A 20,485-nucleotide genomic window follows, 5' to 3' on the forward strand; every position below is an offset into this window, starting at 1 on the left:
TACGGACTTTTCCGATCGTCTAGATTACTGCCTGTCCAGAAACTCCGGATATTTATTTACACGCAGTTACCGCATGCACATTCTGATACATAAGGAAACGTAACGGCCAGCCGAAAATCTTGTTGGTAAAATAAGCACCTCAGCCAGCCCAACCCGCTTTTTTCGGACTCCCTATGCGCACCGATACGCCCCAGACGATTTACCGGAGTGACTATACCCCGCCGAGCTACCTGGTGGAAACTGTAGAGCTTGGCTTCGACCTCGACCCTGCCCGTACCGTCGTCGCCAACCGCATGACGGTGCGCCGCAATCCCGACAGTGCCCAGCGCGAGATCGAGCTGTACGGGGAAGACATCGAACTGGTGGCGCTGCGCCTGAATGGCCGCCTGCTCGAGGAGCGCGACTATGCAATCAACGGCAACCTGCTGAGCATCCCGAATGCGCCGGACGAAGCCACGCTCGAGATCGAGACCGTGTGCGTGCCGGAGCAGAACACCACGCTGAGCGGCCTGTACACGTCGAACGGCAACTTCTTCACCCAGTGCGAGGCCGAGGGCTTCCGCCGCATCACCTATTTCCCGGACCGCCCGGACGTGATGGCGGTCTACACCGTGATGCTGCGCGCCGACAAGGAGCGCTATCCGGTGCTGCTGTCCAACGGTAACCTGATGGAAGAGGGCGACCTGGGCGACGGCCGCCACTACGCCAAGTGGGAAGACCCATTCAAGAAACCGTCCTACCTGTTCGCCCTGGTCGCGGCGCGGCTGGTGTGCCAGGAAGAGACTTTCCGCCTGGCGGACGGCCGCGACGCGCTGCTGCAGGTATGGGTGGAAGAGGGCAACCTCGACAAGACCGACTACGCGATGCAGTCGCTCAAACACAGCATCCGCTGGGACGAGGAGCGCTACGGCCTCGAACTCGACCTCGACCGTTTCATGATCGTCGCCACCGGCGACTTCAACATGGGCGCGATGGAGAACAAGGGCCTGAACATCTTCAACACCAAGTTCGTGCTGGCCAACCCGCGCGTCGCGACCGACATCGACTTCCAGGGCATCGAGGCGGTGGTGGCGCACGAGTACTTCCACAACTGGACCGGCAACCGCGTGACCTGCCGCGACTGGTTCCAGCTGTCGCTGAAGGAAGGCCTGACGGTGTTCCGCGACCAGGAATTCACGTCCGACATGATCGGCACCGAGCTAGGGCGCGCCATCACCCGCATCGACCAGGTGCGCACCCTGCGCCAGGCCCAGTTCCCCGAGGACGCGGGCCCGATGGCCCACCCGGTGCGCCCCGACTCCTTCGTCGAGATCAACAACTTCTACACCGTCACCGTGTACGAGAAGGGCGCCGAAGTGGTGCGCATGTACCAGACCCTGCTCGGCCGCGAAGGCTTCCGCAAGGGCATGGACCTGTACTTCCAGCGCCATGACGGCCAGGCCGTCACCTGCGACGACTTCCGCAGGGCCATGGCCGACGCCAACGGCCGCGACCTCGACCAGTTCGAGCGCTGGTACGACCAGGCCGGCACCCCGCTGCTGCGCTTCGAGGCGCGCTACGACGAAGGGGCGCAGACCTACGGCATCACCCTGTACCAGACCTGCCCGCCGACCCCGGGCCAGCCGGAGAAGCGCCCCTTCCACATCCCGGTGGCGGTCGGCCTGCTCGACCCCGAGGGCAATGACATGCGCCTGACGCTCGACGGCAAGGACGTCGGCACCACCGTCGTGCTCGAGCTGAAGGAAAGCCGGCAGACCTTCGTCTTCACGGGCGTGAAGGAGCAGCCGGTGCCCTCGGTGCTGCGCGATTTCTCGGCGCCGGTGATCCTGCAGCACGGCTACAGCGACAGCGACCTGCTGCACCTGTTCAGCCACGACAGCGACCCGGTCAACCGCTGGGAAGCCGGCCAGCGCCTGGCGATGGGACGCCTGCTGAAGCTGAGCGGCGAGGCGCCGGTCTCCAGCCGCCTGAGCCTGGACGACACCTTCATCGACGCCATGCGCAAGATGCTGACGGACGAATCGCTCGACCCGGCCTTCCGCGAGCAGGCGCTGCTGCTGCCGTCGGAAACCATGATCGCCGAGCAGCTCAGCGTCGTCGATCCGCTGGCGGTGCACATGGCGCGCCAGTTCATGCGCGCCAACATCGGCGCGCGCCTGCGTACCGAGCTGCTGGCCCAGTACGAAGCCAACCAGACCCCCGGCCCCTACAGCCCGGATGCCGCGTCCGCCGGCAAGCGCGCCCTCAAGAACCTGGCCTTGACCTACCTGAACGCGGCGCCGGACGCCGAGACCATCGCGCTGGCGCTGCGCCAGTGCCGCGAGGCCGACAACATGACCGACCGCGCAGCCAGCCTGGGCGCTCTGATCCATGCCCGCGCCCCGGAAGCGGAAGCCGAGCTGGCGCGCTTCTACGACGAGTTCCAGAGCGAAGCCCTGGTGGTCGACAAGTGGTTCGCGATGCAGGCCTCGGCGCCCACCACCGACATCGCCAAGGTGCGCGAACTGATGCGCCATCCGGCCTTCAACCTGCGCAACCCGAACCGCGCGCGCAGCCTGATCGCGACCTATTGCATGAACAACCCGGTGGAGTTCCACGCGCCGAACGGCAGCGGCTACCTGTTCTGGGCCGAGCACGTGACCCTGCTCGACGCCCTCAACCCGCAGGTCGCCGCGCGCCTGGCACGGGCCATGGACCGCTGGCGCCGTTACACGCCGGCCCTGCAGCAGCACATGAAAACGGCGCTGCAGCAGGTGGCCGGGCAGCAGCGGCTGTCGAACGACGTGCGCGAGATCGTGACCAAGGCACTGGCCAATTAAACGACGATAAAAACCGATTCAAAACCAAACCAAAGGAAGTCCATGAAACGCGTAAGTCTGACGCAGTACCTGGTCGAGGAACAGCGCCTCCACCAGACCATCAATGCCGAACTGCGCCTCCTGATCGAGGTCGTGGCGCGCGCCTGCAAGCGCATCAGCTATTCGGTCAGCAAGGGCGCGCTCGGCGAAGTGCTGGGCAGTGCCGAGACCGAGAACATCCAGGGTGAAGTGCAGAAGAAGCTCGACGTGATCTCGAACGAGATCCTGCTGGAAGCGAACGAGTGGGGCGGCCACCTGGCGGCCATGGCCTCGGAAGAGATGGAAACCATCCGCAAGATCCCGAGCCGTTATCCGAAGGGCGAATTCCTGCTGCTGTTCGACCCGCTCGACGGCTCGTCCAACATCGACGTCAACGTCTCGATCGGCACCATCTTCTCGGTGCTGAAGGCGCCGGAAGGCATGAAGGAACCGAGCGAGCAGGATTTCCTGCAGCCGGGCACCCAGCAGGTGGCGGCCGGCTACGCGGTGTATGGCCCGCAGACCATGCTGGTGCTCACCACCGGCAACGGCGTGCACTGCTTCACCCTCGACCGCGAGATGGGTTCCTGGGTGCTGACCCAGAGCGACATGCAGATCCCCGAAACCACCAAGGAATTCGCGATCAACATGTCGAACAAGCGCCACTGGCATCCGCCGGTGCAGCGCTACGTGGACGAGATGCTGGCGGGTAGCACCGGCCCGCGCGGCAAGGATTTCAACATGCGCTGGATCGCCTCGATGGTGGCCGACGTGCACCGTATCCTGAACCGCGGCGGCATCTTCATGTACCCGGCCGACTTGCGCGACCCGGGCTCGCCGGGCAAGCTGCGCCTGATGTACGAAGCCAACCCGATGGCGATGATCGTCGAGCAGGCCGGCGGCGCCGCCACCGATGGACGCGGGCGCATCATGGAGATCCCGCCGACCAAGCTGCACCAGCGCGTGCCGGTGTTCCTGGGCTCGAAGAGCGAGGTCGAACTGGTCACCCGCTATCACGCGGAGTGATTTTTTGGCAATGACGGCTTGAAATTGCCGAGTCGGACTAGCAAGTTCGTGAACTTGTTTGCTAGAATACGGCTCTTCGTCGGGATCGCCCGCGTAGAGCCGCTGTAGCTCAGTCGGTAGAGCAGCGCATTCGTAATGCGAAGGTCACCAGTTCGATTCCGGTCAGCGGCACCAAGAATTAGTAGTAGGATCAAAGGGTTACAGGCTCCGGCATGTAACCCTTTTTTCTTTTTTCAACTAATTTCGGCTTATGCAACCACTGCATGCGTCGCCTTACCCGGACTTGGCCCAGCCTGCTCTCGTGCGTTTGCGACCTCGATGCGTGCACGATCGATGCTCCACTACCTGCTTCTTCTCATCTGCGAATTTGCGGTAAAGGCGAACAAGAAGACGGACGTCTAGCACTTGGGCGACCCGCTCGACCAACGTGATGTCTGGCGGATAGTTGCGCCGCCAGGGGCAGCCTTGGCTCCACCGTAGAAGAATTCCAACATCGGCATATAGGAAAAGCATCCTTAAATGCTGAAATTGAGGATTTGCTGGACTTGTTTTTGTACCGCAACTATGATTCCACAGAGAATTGTCACTAAATCCCACAAATTCGGCATCTCATGGCTCCACTATCGATACAGCGTCAACTGCAGTCCTTGAGCGACAAGAAACGGCCTGCTGCACGTCTGGTCGCAGCCCTGCTTTTTCTCTCATGTTTTTTGGTCTGCATGCTGACGGGCTGGGAGGTATGGACGTCGCGGCGCGATATGTTGCGTGAGGCCGAGGTCTCGACCACCAACATGGCGCGCGCCCTTGCTCTTCATGCGGAGACCACAATGAAGGTCGCCGATCTTGTGCTGGAAGACATGGTTGAGCGTGCGGAACGCGATGGACTGGCGTCCGCGAGCGGGGAGCGCCTGCGCGAGCACCTCGAGCATATGGCCGGGAAGGCGCGTGAACTTCATGGCTTGTTCATCTATGACGCGCGCGGCGAGTGGATCGCGACGTCGCTAGGCCGGGTCCACAAGGGAAATAACTCTGATCGTGAGTACTTCAAGCATCATCGGCAAACCCCTGGTCGCTCGACATACATCGGGTCGCCCATCCGCAGCCGGTCGACCGGAGTCTGGATCGTTCCGATATCCCGCAGGATCGAGCATGCTGACGGTAGCTTCGCGGGTGTCGCTTTGGTGACCATGCGGGTCGACTTCTTCGAGAAGGCCTATAGCAAGCTGGACGTGGGCAACAGCGGCACGATCCTGTTTGCACTCGATACCGGCACCTTGTACTACCGCCGGCCTTTCGTTGAAAGCATCATTGGGCTGGACATATCGTCTGGCCCACTCATGCAACTGTATCGCCGGACGGGTCGAGTAGGGACGGCCATGTTCACGTCCAAGGTCGATGGCGTCAGGCGTCTCTACAGTTACAGGCACCTCGACGGCTTTCCCCTGATCGTCGCCGCAGCCTTGTCGGCCGAGGAAATCTATGCCCCGTGGTGGACTTCATTGCTGCAGTTGGCAGGTGGGCTGGTTTTCTTTATCACCGTCCTGCTCTGGCTTGGTAAGAGGCTGTTGCGGCAGCTCGCGATCCGTGAACGCCTCGAGGAGCAGCTTCATCTCGTCAGCGCCGGACTCGCCCAAGCCAACGCCGAGCTGTCCTCACTCGCCCTAGAAGACGGTTTGACCCAACTCGCGAACCGTCGTGCCTTTGACGAAGCAGTACAGCGCGAACTGGCGCGCGCACGGCGAGAAGGTACGAGCGTTTCGTTGCTGATGCTGGACGTTGACCATTTCAAGAAGTTTAACGACAACTATGGACACCCGGCGGGTGATGCTTGCCTGCGCCGGATCGCCAGTGCGATTGCCAGCCAGGTGACACGACCGGCCGACCTGTCAGCCCGCTATGGTGGGGAAGAGTTCGTCGTTTTGTTACCTGCGACTAGCCCTCACGGCGTCGCAACGGTTGCGGAGCGTATCAGGAAGGCGGTGGCGGCCCTGGCGATCCTCCATTCTTACAGCGGCGAAGGAATTGTGACAGTAAGTATTGGCGGTGCGACAGTAGACCCTGGCCCCGGTGGTGGCGGTGCCGCGAATCTGATTGCTGCCGCCGACAAGGCGCTGTATGACGCAAAGAGAGAAGGGCGTAACCGGTTCAAGTTGCAACCGGGTTTAGAAATAACCGGTATGAACATGCAGAATCAGGAAGCGCATGCTTGAGTCCAGCGTAACGCCAATAACCCGACGCAGGATCCCGTTTGCCTAGTTCACCAGTTCGATTCCGGTCAGCGGCACCAGAACAGCGGCAAAAAGGGCAGCCATCGAGCCTTCAAGCTGCTCGCCGAAGTATTCGACCATGTCGTTGCGCTCGGCTTCTCCATGCACCAGCACGTCCAGGCCCAGCGCTTCCTGCTCGCGCACGCTGCGCTGGTGACGGACTTCGCGCCCCAGCTGCGCCTGCGCACCCTGCGCCTGGGCGAGCAGGGTATCCAGAAGGACATCCACCTGGGCGCGCGCGAGTCGGAGCACGCGATCGACTACCTGGAAGCCTTCATCGCCCTGGCGCGCCAGACCGGCCGCCATCCGGAGTGAGCGCTCAGGCCGGCGTGACCGCTTCCTGCAGTCCGCGCACGAGACTCGATACGCTCGGGTTGTCGACGAAGATGCAGCGCTTGCCCGTGCGCTTGCAATGGTCCTTCACGCGCCAGTAGGCATGGTGGCTGATGCAGCCGGTCTGGCAGATGACCAGGTCGGCCGCCGCCAGGCTGGCGTCGAGCTGGCCGGCGCTGTCTTCCAGCCCGCCGTCATGGTGCGCGAACTGTGCGCCGACGCGCTCGACGACGTCACGGTAGACCGGGACGCTGCCGCTGCGTCCACCCACGCACAGCACGCTGCGGTTGAACAGGCGTACCGGCACTTCGACCGGGGCGCTCGGCGCGGCCGCGCAGGGCTGCTGCATCGTTTCCGCCACGGCCAGCGCCGCGCGCGCCGCGTCGCGTTCCGCCTTGAGTGCGGCGACATGGCCGCGCAGGGCCTGTTCGCGCGCCTCCAGTTGTGCAAGCCGGTTGGCCAGGCGCTTGCGCGTGTCCAGTTCCGGTACCTCCGCCTGCAGCTGCGCCAGTTCCGTGCGCAGGTTGTGGATGTCGGTGTCCTTCGCGATCGCCGTGGCGCGTGCCGCCATCAGCTGCTGCTCGAAGCGCTCTGCCTGCGCGGCCTTGTCCTGCATCAGGGACTGGCAGCGTCCCTGGGTCCTGGCCAGTTCGCGCACGAGGCGGGCGTTGTCGGCGACCAGCGTGTTGTACTTGTCCATGTCGGCGCGCACGCAGGCGCCTGCCTGGTGCTGCACCATATGGATGTCACGGCACATGCGCTGCTCGAGGTCGGGCGTGCAGCGCGCATGCGTCAGGCCGGCCCAGAAGGCGCCCGGCACATTCCCCGCGGCGACCGCGCGGTCCCACAGCGCGCCCACTTCCTGGGTGGTCCTGGCGGCGCGGAAGCGGGCGACATCGCCGGCATAGCGCCGCTCCAGCTCCTTCTGCAGGGCTTCCGACAGCGGATTGCGCAGGGCGCACTCGCTGACCGCGCCGACGTGGATATCGTAGTCGTCGTGCAGCAGCTTGCCGCCCGTGACCCGTTCCACCAGCTTGGGCAGGGCGTTCAGGGGCAGGGCGACGCCGATCAGCGGGCAATGGCTGGTCTGGCCGAGTTCCCAGACGCGGCGGCGGCGCGAACCCCGTTGCGCGGCGTCGGAAGCCGGCGGAGCGTGTTTGTCGCACATGCGTCCTTATCCTTTCAATTTTTGAATGAGAATCATTATCATTAATATGATAACGCAGATGAGATGGAACGCAAGCGGGAATCGCCGTGCCCGGCCGTGGATGCCTTAGCTCTGTTAGTCAACGCACGGTCCCGGAAGCAGGGACGTTATATTTTTTGTATCGCGACGCAGTTGTCCGATACTGCGCGCGATTCGGACCGCCACAGGCGACCGCCCCAGCAGCGGCGAGATGGCATCGACGCTAACGGTGGAACTTTTGCGCTCGCTTTAGGTCACGACAACGAAGGCGTGACCTAAGGTAAGTGACCGAGTTCTACCTTGATGTAGCGCAGGTCAATCTTGTCCCTTCATTCTGTTTCAGGCGGAATCGAGGAAGAATGTGGTGATAGTCGAGTTTCGGTCTACTTCGCGTTGGTCTACATTTTTACGAGGGATACATCATGGATAATCAGAAATCTACCGAGGGAAAAGGCAGCGACGCAAGCCGCGAGGGCGCAGGTTCGAGCATCGGTAAAAGCCAGAGTTCCGGCCTGAACCAGGGCAGCAGCGCTTCGAGCAGCAGCCAGAGCAGCTCGTCGGGCAGCCTCGGCAGCGCCAACGCTTCGCCGAGCACTGCCAAACCGGCCACCGGCAGCAGCAATGCCGGCAGCCAGCAGAGCGGCACGCAGGGCTCGGGCAACCTGGGTAGCAGCTCGCCGAGTTCGAGCGTGGGCGGCAGCAGCAGCCTGCAAAGCGGCAGCACCCTGGGCTCGAGCGCAGCCGGCAGCAGCGGCAGCATGAGCGGTTCCAGCAGCGGCAACAGCGCCCTGGGTTCGAGCGGCAGCACCACCGGCACCAGCTCCGGCACCACCGGCAGCATGGGCGGCGCCAGCTCGCAGTCGTCGGACATGTCGTCCTCGGGCGGCGACCAGTCGCAGTCGCAGGGCGGCATCAAGGGCGCCATGGCCAACATGTCGCCGGACAAGGTGCACCAGAAGATCGACCAGGTCGCGCAAGGTGCGCAGCCGCTGGTCGACCGCCTGGTCAGCACCGCACATGCCGGCGTCGACCGCCTGACCGGCATGCTGAGCGGCGCCTCGGAAAGCCTGGGCCAGCGCAAGGGCCAGCTGGGCGAGACCTACCAGACCTACTCGACCAAGAGCACCGAGTACGTCAAGACCAACCCGGGCACCGCCCTGCTGGTCGCAGCGGGCGTCGGCTTCCTGCTGGCCAAGCTGCTGGGCAGCTCGAACACCACCGAGCGCAAAGAGTACCGCTACTACCGCGACTGATTGACCGAGCGGTAAAACAAAACCCGGCAGGCGCGAGCCTGGCCGGGTTTTTTTGTAGTTCAACGAACGGCGAAATGGCCGATGTGCGTCAGATCACGATCGATTTGAACGCGCGGACGGCGAAGCCGTCCACCCTATGCCACACACTCACTTGACCGGATCGCTCACGCTTTCCTTCACCGGCGCATGCACCGGCTTGCGCCGCATCCTGGCCATCTGGCGCTTCATGAAATGCTCGAAGTCGTCCACGTAGGTGAACACCGCCGGCACCACCAGCAGGCTCAGCAGCGTCGACGTGATCAGGCCGCCGATCACGGCGATCGCCATCGGCGCGCGGAAGCTCGGGTCGCCCGACAGGCCGAGGGCGAGCGGCATCATGCCGGCGCCCATGGCGATGGTGGTCATCACGATCGGGCGCGAACGCTTGTGGCAGGCATCGACCAGGGCGTCGAAGCGGTTCATGCCGGCCTGGCGTGCCAGGATCGCGTAGTCCACCAGCAGGATCGAGTTCTTGGTCACGATCCCCATCAGCATGATCAGGCCGATCATGGTCGGCATCGACAGCGCGCTCTGGGTCAGCAGCAGGGCCACGAAGGCGCCGCCGATCGACAGCGGCAGTGCGGCCAGGATGGTCACCGGCTGCATGAAGTCGTTGAACAGCAGCACCAGCACGCCGTAGATGCACAGCACGCCGATCAGCATCGCCACGCCGAAGCTGGCGAACAGCGCCTGCATCTCCTGGGCGTCGCCCAGTTCCGCGATCTGCACGTTGGGCGGCAGCTTCTGGAACACGGGCAGGGCGCGCGCTTCGGTATTCACTTCACCCAGCGAGCGGCCCTGCAGCTCGACGTCGAGGGTGACGTTGCGGGTGCGGTTCAGGCGGTCGATCTGGGCCGGGCCGCTTTCCATCGTGATGCTCACGACGTTGGCCAGCAGTACCGGGCCACGCGAACCCGGCACCGTCAGGCGGCCCAGGGCGTCCAGGTCGGCGCGCACGGCGTCCGGCAGCTTGACGCGGATCGGCACCTGGCGCTCGGCCAGGTTCATCTTGGCCAGCGAGATGTCGTAGTCGCCGGCGGTGGCGACGCGCACGGTCTCGCCGATCGCCGCGGCGGTCACGCCCAGGTCGGCCGCGCGCGCGAAGTCCGGGCGCACGATGATCTCCGGACGCACCAGCGAGGCGCTCGAGCTGACGTTGCCGACGTTCTGCAGGGTGCGCAGTTCGCGTTCGGCCTGGCGGGCGATGGTGGTCAGCGCTTCCGGGTCTTCGCTGCGCAGCACCAGCTGCATCTTGGTGCCAGTGTCGTTGGCGCCGACGTTGAAGCGCGCGCCCGGGATCTGCCCCATCTTCTCGCGCAGCGCGCGTTCGATGTCGGACAGACCGACGTCGCGGTCGTGGCGGTCCACGGTGGTCACGGTCAGCACCGCACGCCGCGCTTCGGCCGCGGCGCCCGGGGCGAAGGCGTCGCCGCTGGAACCCCCGCCGATCGAGCTGAAGATGCTCTTCACGCCCGCCACCTGCATGGCGGCCAGGCGCGCCTGTTCGGCCACACGATGCGTTTCAAGCAAAGTGGAACCGGGCGGCAATTCGACGGTGATCAGGGTCTGCGAGCGGTCGGCCGGCGGCACGAAGCCGGTCGGCAGCAGCGGCACCAGGGCGATCGAGCCGATGAAGAACAGGGCGGAACCGATCGCGGTCACCATGCGGTGGCGCAGGCACCACTGCATCGCCGTCATGTAGCGGCGCATCAGCGGGCCATCCTTTTCTTCGCCATGGTGCTTGGCCGGCTTGAGGAGGTAGGCCGCCATCATCGGCGTCAGCAAACGCGCCACCACCAGCGAAGCGAGGATCGCGATCACCGCGGTCCAGCCGAACTGCTTGAAGAATTTACCCGGGATGCCGCCCATGAAGGCGGTCGGCAGGAACACCGCGACCAGGGCGAAGGTGGTGGCGATCACCGCCATCCCGATCTCGTCGGCCGCTTCCAGCGCCGCCTGCATCGGGGTCTTCCCCATGCGCAGATGGCGCGAGATGTTCTCGATCTCGACGATCGCATCGTCGACCAGCACGCCGATCACCAGGGCCAGCGACAGCAGGGTCACCATGTTCAGCGTGTAGCCGAACAGGTACTGGCCCAGGAAGGCCGGAATCGCCGACAGCGGCAGCGCGGCCGCGGCCACCAGGGTGGCGCGCCAGTCGCGCAGGAACCACCACACCACCAGCACCGCCAGCACCGCGCCTTCGTACAGCATCTCCATCGAGGCGTCGAAGTTTTCCTGCACCGGGGCCGAGTTGTCGATCACCTCGCGCAGCACCACGTTCGGGTGTTCCTTCTGCAGCGCGGCGACCGCGGCGCGCGCGCCTTCGGCCACGTCGACCTCGCCCGCGCCGCGGGTGCGGAAGACTTCGAAGCCGACCACCTTGCGGCCATCCTGCTCGGCCAGCGAGCGCGGTTCGGCCACCGTGTCGCTCACGGTGGCCACCTGCTCGAGCTTGACGTGGCGGCCGTCCGGCAGCGGGATGTCCATCTGTGCCAGTTCCTGGGCCGACTGCACGGTGGCGATGGTGCGCACCGACTGCTCGGCGCCGCTGACGTCGCCGCGTCCGCCCGGCGCCTCGCGCTGTACGTTGCGCAGCTGGCGCGACACGTCCAGCGCCGATACCTGCAGCGCGGCCATGCGCGCATCGTCGAGTTCCACCCGCACTTCGCGGGTGACGCCGCCGACCCGCTTGACCGAACCGAGGCCCGGTACGCTCAGCAGGCGCTTGGCCACGTCGTTGTCGACGAACCAGCTCAGCGCCTGGTCGTCCATGGCGCTGCCGGCCGTTTTACTCGGCTCGGCGGTGAAGGTCGCGACCACGCGGCCGGCGGTGGCGGCCTTGGTCACGCTCGGGTCGCGCATCTCGGGCGGCAGGTCGGCGCGCACGCGCGCCACGGCGTCGCGCACGTCGTTGACCGCCTCGGACAGGTCTTTCTCCAGGATGAATTCGACGGTGACGGTGGCTACGCCGTCGAGCACCTTGGTATAGATGTTCTTGACGCCCTGCAGGGTGGCGACCGAATCCTCGATCTTGCGCGCCACCTCGGTCTCCAACTGCGCCGGCGCCGCGCCTTCCAGCGTGGCGGCGACGGTCACGATCGGCAGTTCGATGTCGGGGAAGTCCTGGATCTTGTTGGCCTTGAAGGCCAGCAGCCCCGCCAGCGTGAGCAGGGCGAACAGCATGATCGCCGGGATCGGGTTACGGATCGATAAAGCGGAAAAGTTCATGGATGGGCTCCGCTCAGCGCGCCGCGGTCTGGCGCGGTGCAGCCTTGGCCGGCGCCGGGACCGGGGTTGGTACGTTTCGTACCAGATCCCCATCGTTCAGGAAGCCGGCGCCGCTGACCACGATCGGGGTGCCGGCCGCCAGTCCGCCGACGATCTCGACGCGGTCGCCGAGGCGGCGTCCGGTGCTGACCTTCAGCTGGCTCACGCGGCTGTCGCGGTTCAGGCGGAACACGTAGCTGAAGCCGTCGCGCACGGCCACGGCCTGCTGCGGCACGGTGAGGGCCGTGGTGGCGCCCAGTTCGAAGCGGCCGCTGGCGAACATGCCGGCCTTGAGCGGCGCATTCGCCGACAGCGAAGGCGGCAGGTCGACATAGACCAGCGCCAGCCGGGTCTGGGGATCGACGGTCGGCGCCACCGTGCGCACCTTGCCGGTGATCTCGCTGCCGCTGGCGGCGCGCACGGCCGCGCGCATGCCCGGCTTGATGCGGCCCAGGTCGTTCGAGGTGACTTCGGCGCGCCATTCCAGGCGGCCCTGGCGGATCATGCGGAACAGCTCCGTGCCCGGTCCTGCCACGGCGCCGACGGTGGCGCTGCGTGCCGAGATGATGCCGCTGTCCGGCGCGACCACGGTGGCCTGGCGCAGGCGCAGCTGCTGCTGGGCCAGCGTCGCCTTGGCCGCGCTCACGCGCGCCTGCGCGGTGCGCTCGGCGGTCAGGAGCTGGGTTACCTGCTGTTCGCTCAAGGCGCCGGAACTGCGCAAGGCACGGGCGCGGTCGGCATCGAGCTTGGCCGCGCTGGCATTGGCCTGCGCTTCCTGCAGCGCAGCTTTGGCCTGCTCGACGTCGGCGCCCACCGTCTCGCTGGCAAACACGGCCAGGGTCTCTCCCTTCTTGACCACGTCGCCCACGTTGACCCGGACATCGCTCAGGCGCAGGCCATTCGATTCGCTGCTGATGAGCGCTTCCTGCCAGGCGGCGACGCTGCCGTTGGCGGTCAGTCCCACCGGCAGGGAGGTGCTGGCCGGCTGGCCGGTGGTTACGGTCAGGGCCGGCGTCGGTGCCGCCAGCTTCTCGTCCTCGGCGGTGGCGCGCTTCGGCACGGCCAGGGCCAGGGCGAAGCAGAGCGTTGCGCCGGCGGCGGCGACCAGGGGGACGGGGACATTCAGGGAGAGGCGGGGGAGGGTTGGCATCTTCGTCGATAAGCGTCGGTTCAAGCTGCCAAGTGTAGCAAAATTGCAATGGTCTGCGTACGATTCGCGCGCTTACAAATATTTACCAAAAGGGTGCAGGTGGATGCCGGCGCAGGTATATAACAGGGGCATGGACGTCCTGAACCATCTGCTCCGCCGCGCCGCGCTGGCGCTGCTTGTCCTGGGGGTGGCCGCGCCCTTGCAGGCGCAGGCGCAGGCCGGCACGCCGATGGACCAACGGCAGGCGCAGCACCTGTTGAACCGGCTGGGCTACGGCCCCACGCCTGGCGAAGTCGCGCGGGTGCGCGCCATGGGCGTCCACGCCTATGTCGACAGCCAGCTTGCGCCACCGCCCCTGCCGCCCCGCCTGGAAGCACGCCTGCGCGAGTTGGCCGACCCGGGCACCCCGGCCGCCGAGGCCAGCCTGCTGCGCGCCATCGCCAGCCCGCGCCAGCTGGAAGAAGTGCTGACGGCGTTCTGGCTGGCGCACTTCATGGACGGGCAAGCTGGCGATGCGGAAGCCGGCGCGGCATTGCGTCCGCACGTGCTGGGCCACTACGCCGCACTGCGCGCGGCCGTCCGTCCAACCCTGCGCGCGCGGGGCCGGCCGCACGCCGGCGGCAGCGGCCGCGATGCCCTCGGGGCGCTGGTCCGGCATGTCGTCTCCGCGCCCTCGGCAGGTCTGTACCGGTCAATGGAGCGGGTATGGGACAAGACGGGGGGCGACCAGCGCGCGGTGCTGCGCGCCTTGCTGACCAGCCGCGAATTCCTGGCGCCGGCCCAGTGGAACAGCAAACGGAAGGATGACTTCCGCTTTGTCGTCTCGGCGGTCCGGGCATCCGGTGTGGCGGTGGAGAATGTCGCCCCGCTGGCGGAACTCCTGCGGGATCCGATGGCGCCCGGCGAGCGCGCGGCTTTCGTGGAACAGCTGGCGGGCGGGCGGCTGGCGCTGGCCCAGGCGCCGCCGCAGGCGCACCGCTACGCATCCTCGGCGCCGCCGATGCGGGCCGCCGTCGAGGGCGCGCCGCCCCAGGGGAAGGTGGCCCAGCCGGGCCCGGTGCTGATGGAAGCGCCGACGCCCTCGGCAGCCGCGATGGCGGCAGCGGCGCGCAGCCAGCCGCCTGACGCCGAGCGCCTGCGCGCACTGCTGCGCAGCGAGGATTTCCAGCGTTATTGATACAGGGAAGTGAATATTGCGCAGTGCAACATTCGGCTCCGGAGTGTCTGTTTTTGGAAACGCTTCCCTGGCAACGCAGGCACCGTAGTTCTACTGTATTGCGGTGCACAAAAAATCGCGCTATATTGGAACCGTCTCCTCCAGTTTTCTCCGAAAATTGGATTATCGCCCGCCAGCCGCAAGGTTCGCGGGCGCTTTTTTTGTTTAAACCGCGTCGGCGCCTTGGAATGAGCCGGAGCGCCAGGTCAGCACCAGGGTATCGCGGTGCCCGTGTTCGCCAAGCGGCTGGATCGGCGTCGATTCGTGGATGACGGCGGCGTCGTCGAGCAGCAGCAGGGTCCACGGTTCCAGCATCGTGAATCGCTTGCCGGCCGGTCCGTCGGCCTCGAACACCCGGGTTTCCCCGCCCTTGATGCCGCTGCGGCCGATCAGGATCACGGCGACGAAGTCGACGCCGTCGCGGTGTGCGCCTTCCGGCGTCGGGCGGCCGATGCCGTCGGCGGTGTCGATGCGGAACTGGTGCGCTTCCACATACCAGGTCCGGCGACCCCGTACCGCGGAGCAGGCGTCCCCCAGTGCGCGCAGCAGGCGCCCCCAGGCCGGGTTGGCGATGGTCGCGGTTTCGATCGGCGCGAACAGGCGGTGCATGCCGCCGTGCAGGGCGTTGTACTCGACCGGTTGCCAGTGCGGGCGGTGCGCGACCTGCACCAGGGCATGGCCGGCGGCGTCGCTCTCGTCGATGAAGCAGGAATGGCGGCGGCGCCGGTAGCGGCTGCCGTCCTTGAGGTAGTTGTCGAGTTCGAGCCGGTCCCAGCCCGGCACGAGCGATTCCAGCTCGTCGAGGCTGCAGCCCGCGAGGCGGGCCACGTCCTGGGGACGCAGCAGGGCATAGCCCTCGCTGCGTACGGCGTTCGCCAGCTGCGACGGGTCGGTGTAGGGTAATTCGCGTGTGGTCATCCGGTTAGCGTAGCATTTTTCCACGCTACCGGCGTGACCCAGGGCAATTCCTTACCAGTTCTTAGTAAAGCTGAGGCGGAAGGAACGCGGCTCGATCGGGTGGAAGTGGATGTCGTCGACGGCTTCCGCTTCGTTCGCCAGGCGCGAAGCATAATAGTAGTCGATCGCCGAATCGCGCCGGTTGCCCAGGTTGAAGCCTTCCAGCTCGATGTGCATGTCCTTGCCGATCCGGTAGGCGACGCGGCCGTTCAGGGTGATGCTGGCGCGCGAGCGCACGCTGTCGTCCTCGATCAGCGGACGCGGGCCGAAGTAGCGCAGGCGCAGCGCACCCGACCACGGACCCACGCGGTCCACCGTCAGGCCGAGCTGGGCCACGCCTTCGACGGCGCCCGGGATACGATCGCCTGCGGGATTGCCGCCGCGCGAACGCGCCCGCGCATAGGCCGCGTCGAAATCCACCGACAGCCATTTGTTGGCCTTGTAGCTGTTCGACACTTCGATACCGTAGCGCCGGCTCGGGTCTCCCGCCTCGGTGTTGCCGGCGTCGCCAATGTAGCTCAGCTCGGAATCGAAATCCAGGCGGTACAGCGCCAGCGTGGTTTCCATTTTCGGGATCGCCACCGTGCGCAGGCCCAGTTCGATGCCACGCGAGCGTACCAGGCCGGGCGTGCGGTCCACCGGATCGAGCGTTTTCGGATCGATCGCCGCCACCGTGCCGCGCGCATCGTTGCTGTGGAAGCCGTGGCCATAATTGAAGTACAACTCGCTGTGCTTCCACGGACCATAGGCGACGTTGAGCGTCGGCGTGGCCAGGGTATCGCGGGCGCGGCCCGCGTTCTCCTGGCGGTCGCTCTCGACACGGAAGCGGTAGGCGTTGGCCCGCACGCCGACGACGGTGCGCAGGGCTTCGCTCCAGCGCGTCGCGTTTTCCAGGTAGACGCCCAGGCTGGATTCGACGATATGGTCTTCGCGGGTGGTGGCCAGGCGTCGGCGCGCACGGGTGTCGTACAGGCCGTTGAAGACGTTGTCGTTCTGGACCTGCAGGCCGGCCGTGAGGTCCGAGCCCATCTCGCCCTTGCGGAAGACGTGCCAGGTATGGCTGCCGTCCAGGCCCGTGGTGACGCGCCGGTCCGGCTGGCTGAACTGGTCGCCGTTTACCGGGTCGTTCATGAAATACGTGAAGTTCGAATACAGGTCGCCCTGGTTGCGGATCACGTAGGCGCTCAGGCTCGATGCGGTGTCGGCGGCGGTCTTGCGCCAAACACCGGACAGGCTGCTGCGCTGGGCTTCGCCGCCGTCGCTCAGGTCGATCGTGTCGTAGCGGCCCAGCCGGCCGGAGGCAACCGCGCGCAGCGGCACCTGGTCGGTCGCGTTCCAGTGGCCGCGGTAGTGCATCGCGCTGACGCTCCAGCCGTTGTTGGCGAAGCCGCGGCTGTAGCGCAGCACCGCATTGATCTTGCGGTAGCCGTCCGGGCGCGTCCACGGGCCGTCATTCTTCAGCAGCTCCAGCGCGTACAGCAGGCTGCCGCCGGCCAGGTCGGGCGATCCGGCCAGTACGCCGCGTCCATAGCCACCCGGGCCCGCGGTCAGCGAAGCCAGCGGCGCTACCAGCCGGTTGGCGTAGACCAGCGAGGCCTTGCCGGCCGAGGAGAAATCGCCCTCGGCCGACGAGTAGGGGCCCTTGCGGTAATCGAGGCGGGCGACCAGTTCCGGGATGAGGAAATTCAGATCGGTCCAGCCCTGGCCGTGCGCATGGCTGCGCTGGTTGACCGGCATGCCATCCACCCAGGTGGCGAGATCGGTGCCGTGGTCGAGGTTGAAGCCGCGCAGATAGAACTGGTTGGCCTTCCCCTCGCCGCTGTGCTGGCTGGCGATCAGGCCCGGCGTGGCCTCGAGCAGCTCGCCGGGACGGTACACGATGCGCTGGGCCAGTTCCTTGCCGCTGACGCTGCCGGCGCTGGCCGAGTCGGTGAGCCCGATCTGCCTGGCGCGCGAGCCTTCGACCAGCACCCGCTGAAGGACGAAATCGTCGGCCAGGGCAGGTGCCTGGGCCAGCAGCGCGGCCAGCGCACAGGGAAGGGGGCGGAGCGTCATGGGCGGTTTCCTCGGGTCGGCTGCTCGAGCGCCGCCTGGGTGAAGGTCAGCGAGCGGACCGTGCCAGCCTCGTTCAGGTTGACGGTGTTGACCTGGTCCGGCAGGAAGTCGATCAAGACGCCCTGGTGGATCGCGGCGGTCTTCGACAGCGGCGCGTTCTCCATCTCCTGGTAGATGACCACGCTCTGCGAGTCGGCGGTCATGCCGACCCAGCGGACGGGCAGGCGCGTCTTGTCCTGGCCCATGAGCCAGAAGCGCCCTTCGACGTACTTGCGCAGCACGGCCTGGTCTTCCGGATCGCCCAGGTCGAACTGGCGCCCGTACAGGTTCATCAGGAGTGCCTCTACGTCGTGCGCCATGTAGGTGTGGACGATTTCCGTGCTCCTGGTGCGCTCGTTGTAGGCGACCTCGGTGATCCCCATGTGGAAGCGGTGTGCGCCCGCCGCCGCGCTCACGAACAGGAGCGTGGCGGCGAACAGCAGCTTGAAGCGGCGCAGGATCATTGTTCTGCCTTCTTTGCAGGTTCAGGCGCTTTCGGCGGCGCCAGTTTGGTGTTGAAGTCGCGCATCAGGTTGCCCGTGGCCGGATCACGCTCGGTCTTGAACAGCTCAAGGCGCGACGGGACCGGCTTGGCCGGCCAGCTGTTGTTGCTCACGTCGATGTCGGCGGTTTCCCAGTACGGGTCCTGGGTCAGGCCCACGATCGGCTCGTCGGTAACGAACAGCTTGGTGATCTTCCTGGGCGAGTAGCGCCATACTTCGGCCGGGATGCGCTCGATGTATTTTTTTCTGCTCTTGGTTTCGATCTCGACGATCAGCGGCATGACCAGCCCACCCTTGTTCGAGAAGTCCACCAGGTACAGGTGCTTGCCTTCCTTGAGCAGGTTCTTTTCCCAGTCTTCCAGGCCGGCCATCGTCTCGTTGAACTTGTTGCGGTCCTTGTTGGTGACGGTGAAGTCGTCGTTCTGGTTGTAGAAGTCCTTCAGCTCCGGGAAGCGGTCGACGCGACGCTCCATGCCCTTGTTGCGCTGGTCGGTGACCGAGATCGGCTCTTCCTGCTTGCGGGCTCTAGCCCAGGCCTTCTCGATTTCCGGATCCTTGCTGCTGACCGTGTACTCGGTGATGCCGTCCACGCTGATGTCGACCGCGTCGGTGGTGTAGAACCAGCCGCGCCAGAACCAGTCGAGGTCCGTTCCGGAGGCATCTTCCATGGTGCGGAAGAAGTCGGCCGGGGTCGGGCGCTTGAACTTCCAGCGCTCGGCGTATTCCTTGAAGGCGAAGTCGAACAGCTCGCGGCCCAGGATGGTTTCGCGCAGCACGTTCAGTGCGGTGGCCGGCTTGGCATAGGCATTGTTGCCGCGCTGTATGGTCGATTCGGCATTCGTCATCACGGGCACCTGGTTGGTGCTGCGCATGTAGTCGACGATGTGGCGCGCTTCGCCGCGGCGCGCCGGGTAGTTGTCTTCCCAGGCTTCCTCGGCCAGGAACTGCAGGAAGCTGTTCATGCCCTCGTCCATCCAGGTCCACTGGCGCTCGTCCGAGTTGACGATCATCGGGAAGTAGTTGTGGCCCACCTCATGGATGATCACGCTGATCAGGCCGTACTTGGTGCTCTTCGCATAGGTGAGTTCGCCGGTCTTCTTGTCCTTGACCGGACGGCCCGCGTTGAACGAGATCATCGGGTATTCCATGCCGCCGATCGACCCGTTCACCGAGATGGCAGTCGGGTAGGGATAGTCGAAGGAATACTTGTTGTACTGCTCGATGGTGTGGATCACGGCCGCCGTCGAATAGCGCTCCCACAGCGGGTTGCCTTCCTTCGGGTAGTAGGACATCGCCAGCACGTCCTTGTCGCCGCTCTTGATGCCCTGGGCGTCCCAGATGAACTTGCGGCTCGAGGCGAAGGCGAAGTCGCGCACGTCGCGCGCCTTGAAGTGCCAGGTCCTGGTCGCTTTCGAACGCGTTTTCTCGGCGGCTTCCGCTTCCGCCTGGGTGACGATGACCACCGGCTTCTGCGCGCTGCGCGCCTGGCGCAGGCGCTCGCGCTGGGCCGGGGTGAGTACCGCATCGGCGTTTTGCAGTTCGCCGGTCGAGGCGACCACGTGGTCGGCCGGGACGGTGATCTGCACGTCGTAGTCGCCGAACTCCAGCGTGAACTCGCCGTCGCCCATGTACTGCTTGTTCTGCCAGCCCTTGACGTCGTAGTAGGCCGCCATGCGCGGGAACCACTGGGCGCTCAGGTAGATATCGTTGCCGTCGTCGAACTTCTCGAAGCCCGTGCGGCGGCCGACGACGTTCGCTTCGGGGATGTTGATGGTCCAGGCCATGTTGAAGGAGGCGCGCGCGCCCGGCTTGAGCGGCTGCGGCAGGTCGATCCGCATCATGGTCTTGTTGACCGTATGGCGCAAGGCGCGGCCGTCGCTGCCGGTCACGCTGGTGACCTGGATACCGCCTTCGAAGCGCCGCTGTTCCAGCGTGGCCTTCAGGGTGTCGAACTTGACGCCGTCGTTGCCTCGCGCCTGCCAGGCTTCGCGCGAGGGCAGGGTGGCGATGCGGCGGTTGTCCGAATCCGCGCGGAACATGTTCTGGTCCAGCTGCACCCACAGGTAGGACAGCGTGTCCGGCGAATTGTTGTGATAGGTGACGGTACCCGAGCCGCTGACGGTGCGCATGTTCTCGTCCAAGGTGGCGCGCAGGCGGTAGTCGGCGCGCTGCTGCCAGTAGCGGTGGCCCGGCGCACCGGAGGCGGTGCGGGTGTCGGTGGCGGTCGGCAGCAGCTCGTCGAGCTGGCGGAACTTGTCGTCGAAAGCCGGTGCGGCCTGCGCGGCGGTGGTCAGGAACACAGCGACAATCGCCGCCTGCAGTTGTTTCATTTTCATGCTCGGTCGTCTTCAATA

At 65.7% G+C, this 20,485-nt stretch carries 13 protein-coding genes, 1 tRNA gene and 1 pseudogene; 7 read left to right on the forward strand and 8 right to left on the reverse strand.

Going from position 1 to position 20,485, the window contains the following annotated elements:
- The first annotated feature begins 173 nt into the window (after nt 1-173).
- The 4 genes from pepN (at nt 174) to AC56LK_RS09730 (ending at nt 6,073) form a co-directional block, all read left to right on the forward strand.
- Nucleotides 174-2,819, forward strand: coding sequence for an aminopeptidase N (gene pepN / locus AC56LK_RS09715; RefSeq protein ID WP_497184350.1), 2,646 nt, complete (start codon nt 174-176; stop codon nt 2,817-2,819).
- A gap of 42 nt (nt 2,820-2,861) precedes the next feature.
- Nucleotides 2,862-3,863: a class 1 fructose-bisphosphatase gene (locus AC56LK_RS09720; protein ID WP_497184351.1), complete on the forward strand. Its 1,002-nt coding sequence runs from the start codon at nt 2,862-2,864 to the stop codon at nt 3,861-3,863.
- Between the two features lie 98 nt (nt 3,864-3,961).
- Nucleotides 3,962-4,037: transfer RNA gene (locus AC56LK_RS09725), tRNA-Thr, on the forward strand.
- 473 nt (nt 4,038-4,510) lie between these two features.
- The gene (locus tag AC56LK_RS09730; protein WP_497184352.1) at nt 4,511-6,073 is read left to right on the forward strand and encodes a sensor domain-containing diguanylate cyclase; all 1,563 of its coding nucleotides are present in this window, start codon (nt 4,511-4,513) and stop codon (nt 6,071-6,073) included.
- A 105-nt stretch (nt 6,074-6,178) separates the two neighbouring features.
- Here the strand turns inward: AC56LK_RS09730 and AC56LK_RS09735 are convergent.
- Nucleotides 6,179-6,277, reverse strand: a pseudogene (locus tag AC56LK_RS09735) (hypothetical protein); the annotation flags it as partial.
- Here AC56LK_RS09735 and AC56LK_RS09740 point away from each other — a divergent pair.
- Nucleotides 6,233-6,445 carry a hypothetical protein gene (locus AC56LK_RS09740; RefSeq protein ID WP_497184479.1) on the forward strand — a complete coding sequence of 71 codons (213 nt, stop codon included), beginning with the start codon at nt 6,233-6,235 and terminating at the stop codon, nt 6,443-6,445. The pseudogene AC56LK_RS09735 and the gene AC56LK_RS09740 sit on opposite strands and share 45 nt — an antisense overlap.
- 4 nt (nt 6,446-6,449) lie before the next feature.
- Here AC56LK_RS09740 and AC56LK_RS09745 read toward each other — a convergent pair whose 3' ends face one another.
- On the reverse strand, nt 6,450-7,631 hold the full coding sequence (locus AC56LK_RS09745) for a DUF2325 domain-containing protein (RefSeq protein WP_497184353.1): 1,182 nt from the start codon (nt 7,629-7,631) through the stop codon (nt 6,450-6,452).
- 440 nt (nt 7,632-8,071) lie between these two features.
- Here AC56LK_RS09745 and AC56LK_RS09750 point away from each other — a divergent pair, with 440 nt between their 5' ends.
- Nucleotides 8,072-8,902 carry a hypothetical protein gene (locus AC56LK_RS09750; protein WP_497184354.1) on the forward strand — a complete coding sequence of 277 codons (831 nt, stop codon included), beginning with the start codon at nt 8,072-8,074 and terminating at the stop codon, nt 8,900-8,902.
- A 147-nt stretch (nt 8,903-9,049) separates the two neighbouring features.
- Here the strand turns inward: AC56LK_RS09750 and AC56LK_RS09755 are convergent, their stop codons facing one another.
- The gene (locus AC56LK_RS09755; RefSeq protein ID WP_497184355.1) at nt 9,050-12,172 is read right to left on the reverse strand and encodes an efflux RND transporter permease subunit; all 3,123 of its coding nucleotides are present in this window, start codon (nt 12,170-12,172) and stop codon (nt 9,050-9,052) included.
- Nucleotides 12,173-12,185: 13 nt separating this feature from the next.
- The gene (locus AC56LK_RS09760; protein ID WP_497184356.1) at nt 12,186-13,361 is read right to left on the reverse strand and encodes an efflux RND transporter periplasmic adaptor subunit; all 1,176 of its coding nucleotides are present in this window, start codon (nt 13,359-13,361) and stop codon (nt 12,186-12,188) included.
- 130 nt (nt 13,362-13,491) lie between these two features.
- On the opposite strand from AC56LK_RS09760, the gene AC56LK_RS09765 reads away from it, so the two are divergent.
- Complete coding sequence (locus AC56LK_RS09765) at nt 13,492-14,538, forward strand: DUF1800 family protein (RefSeq protein ID WP_497184357.1); 1,047 nt, start codon at nt 13,492-13,494, stop codon at nt 14,536-14,538.
- A 204-nt stretch (nt 14,539-14,742) separates the two neighbouring features.
- On the opposite strand, the gene AC56LK_RS09770 is transcribed toward AC56LK_RS09765, so the two are convergent.
- The 4 genes from AC56LK_RS09770 to AC56LK_RS09785 are packed head-to-tail and all read right to left on the reverse strand — an operon-like array spanning nt 14,743 to nt 20,467.
- Nucleotides 14,743-15,495: a 2OG-Fe dioxygenase family protein gene (locus AC56LK_RS09770; RefSeq protein ID WP_497184358.1), complete on the reverse strand. Its 753-nt coding sequence runs from the start codon at nt 15,493-15,495 to the stop codon at nt 14,743-14,745.
- Nucleotides 15,496-15,546: 51 nt separating this feature from the next.
- Nucleotides 15,547-17,589, reverse strand: a complete 2,043-nt coding sequence (locus tag AC56LK_RS09775; protein WP_497184359.1) for a TonB-dependent receptor — start codon at nt 17,587-17,589, stop codon at nt 15,547-15,549.
- Complete coding sequence (locus tag AC56LK_RS09780) at nt 17,586-18,092, reverse strand: DUF6702 family protein (RefSeq protein ID WP_497184360.1); 507 nt, start codon at nt 18,090-18,092, stop codon at nt 17,586-17,588. Before AC56LK_RS09780 ends, AC56LK_RS09775 begins: the two co-directional genes overlap by 4 nt.
- The gene (locus AC56LK_RS09785) at nt 18,089-20,467 is read right to left on the reverse strand and encodes a M1 family metallopeptidase (protein ID WP_497184361.1); all 2,379 of its coding nucleotides are present in this window, start codon (nt 20,465-20,467) and stop codon (nt 18,089-18,091) included. Before AC56LK_RS09785 ends, AC56LK_RS09780 begins: the two co-directional genes overlap by 4 nt.
- Between the last annotated feature and the right edge of the window lie 18 nt (nt 20,468-20,485).

It is taken from the genome of Telluria sp. ZB4P36, from assembly GCF_059685865.1.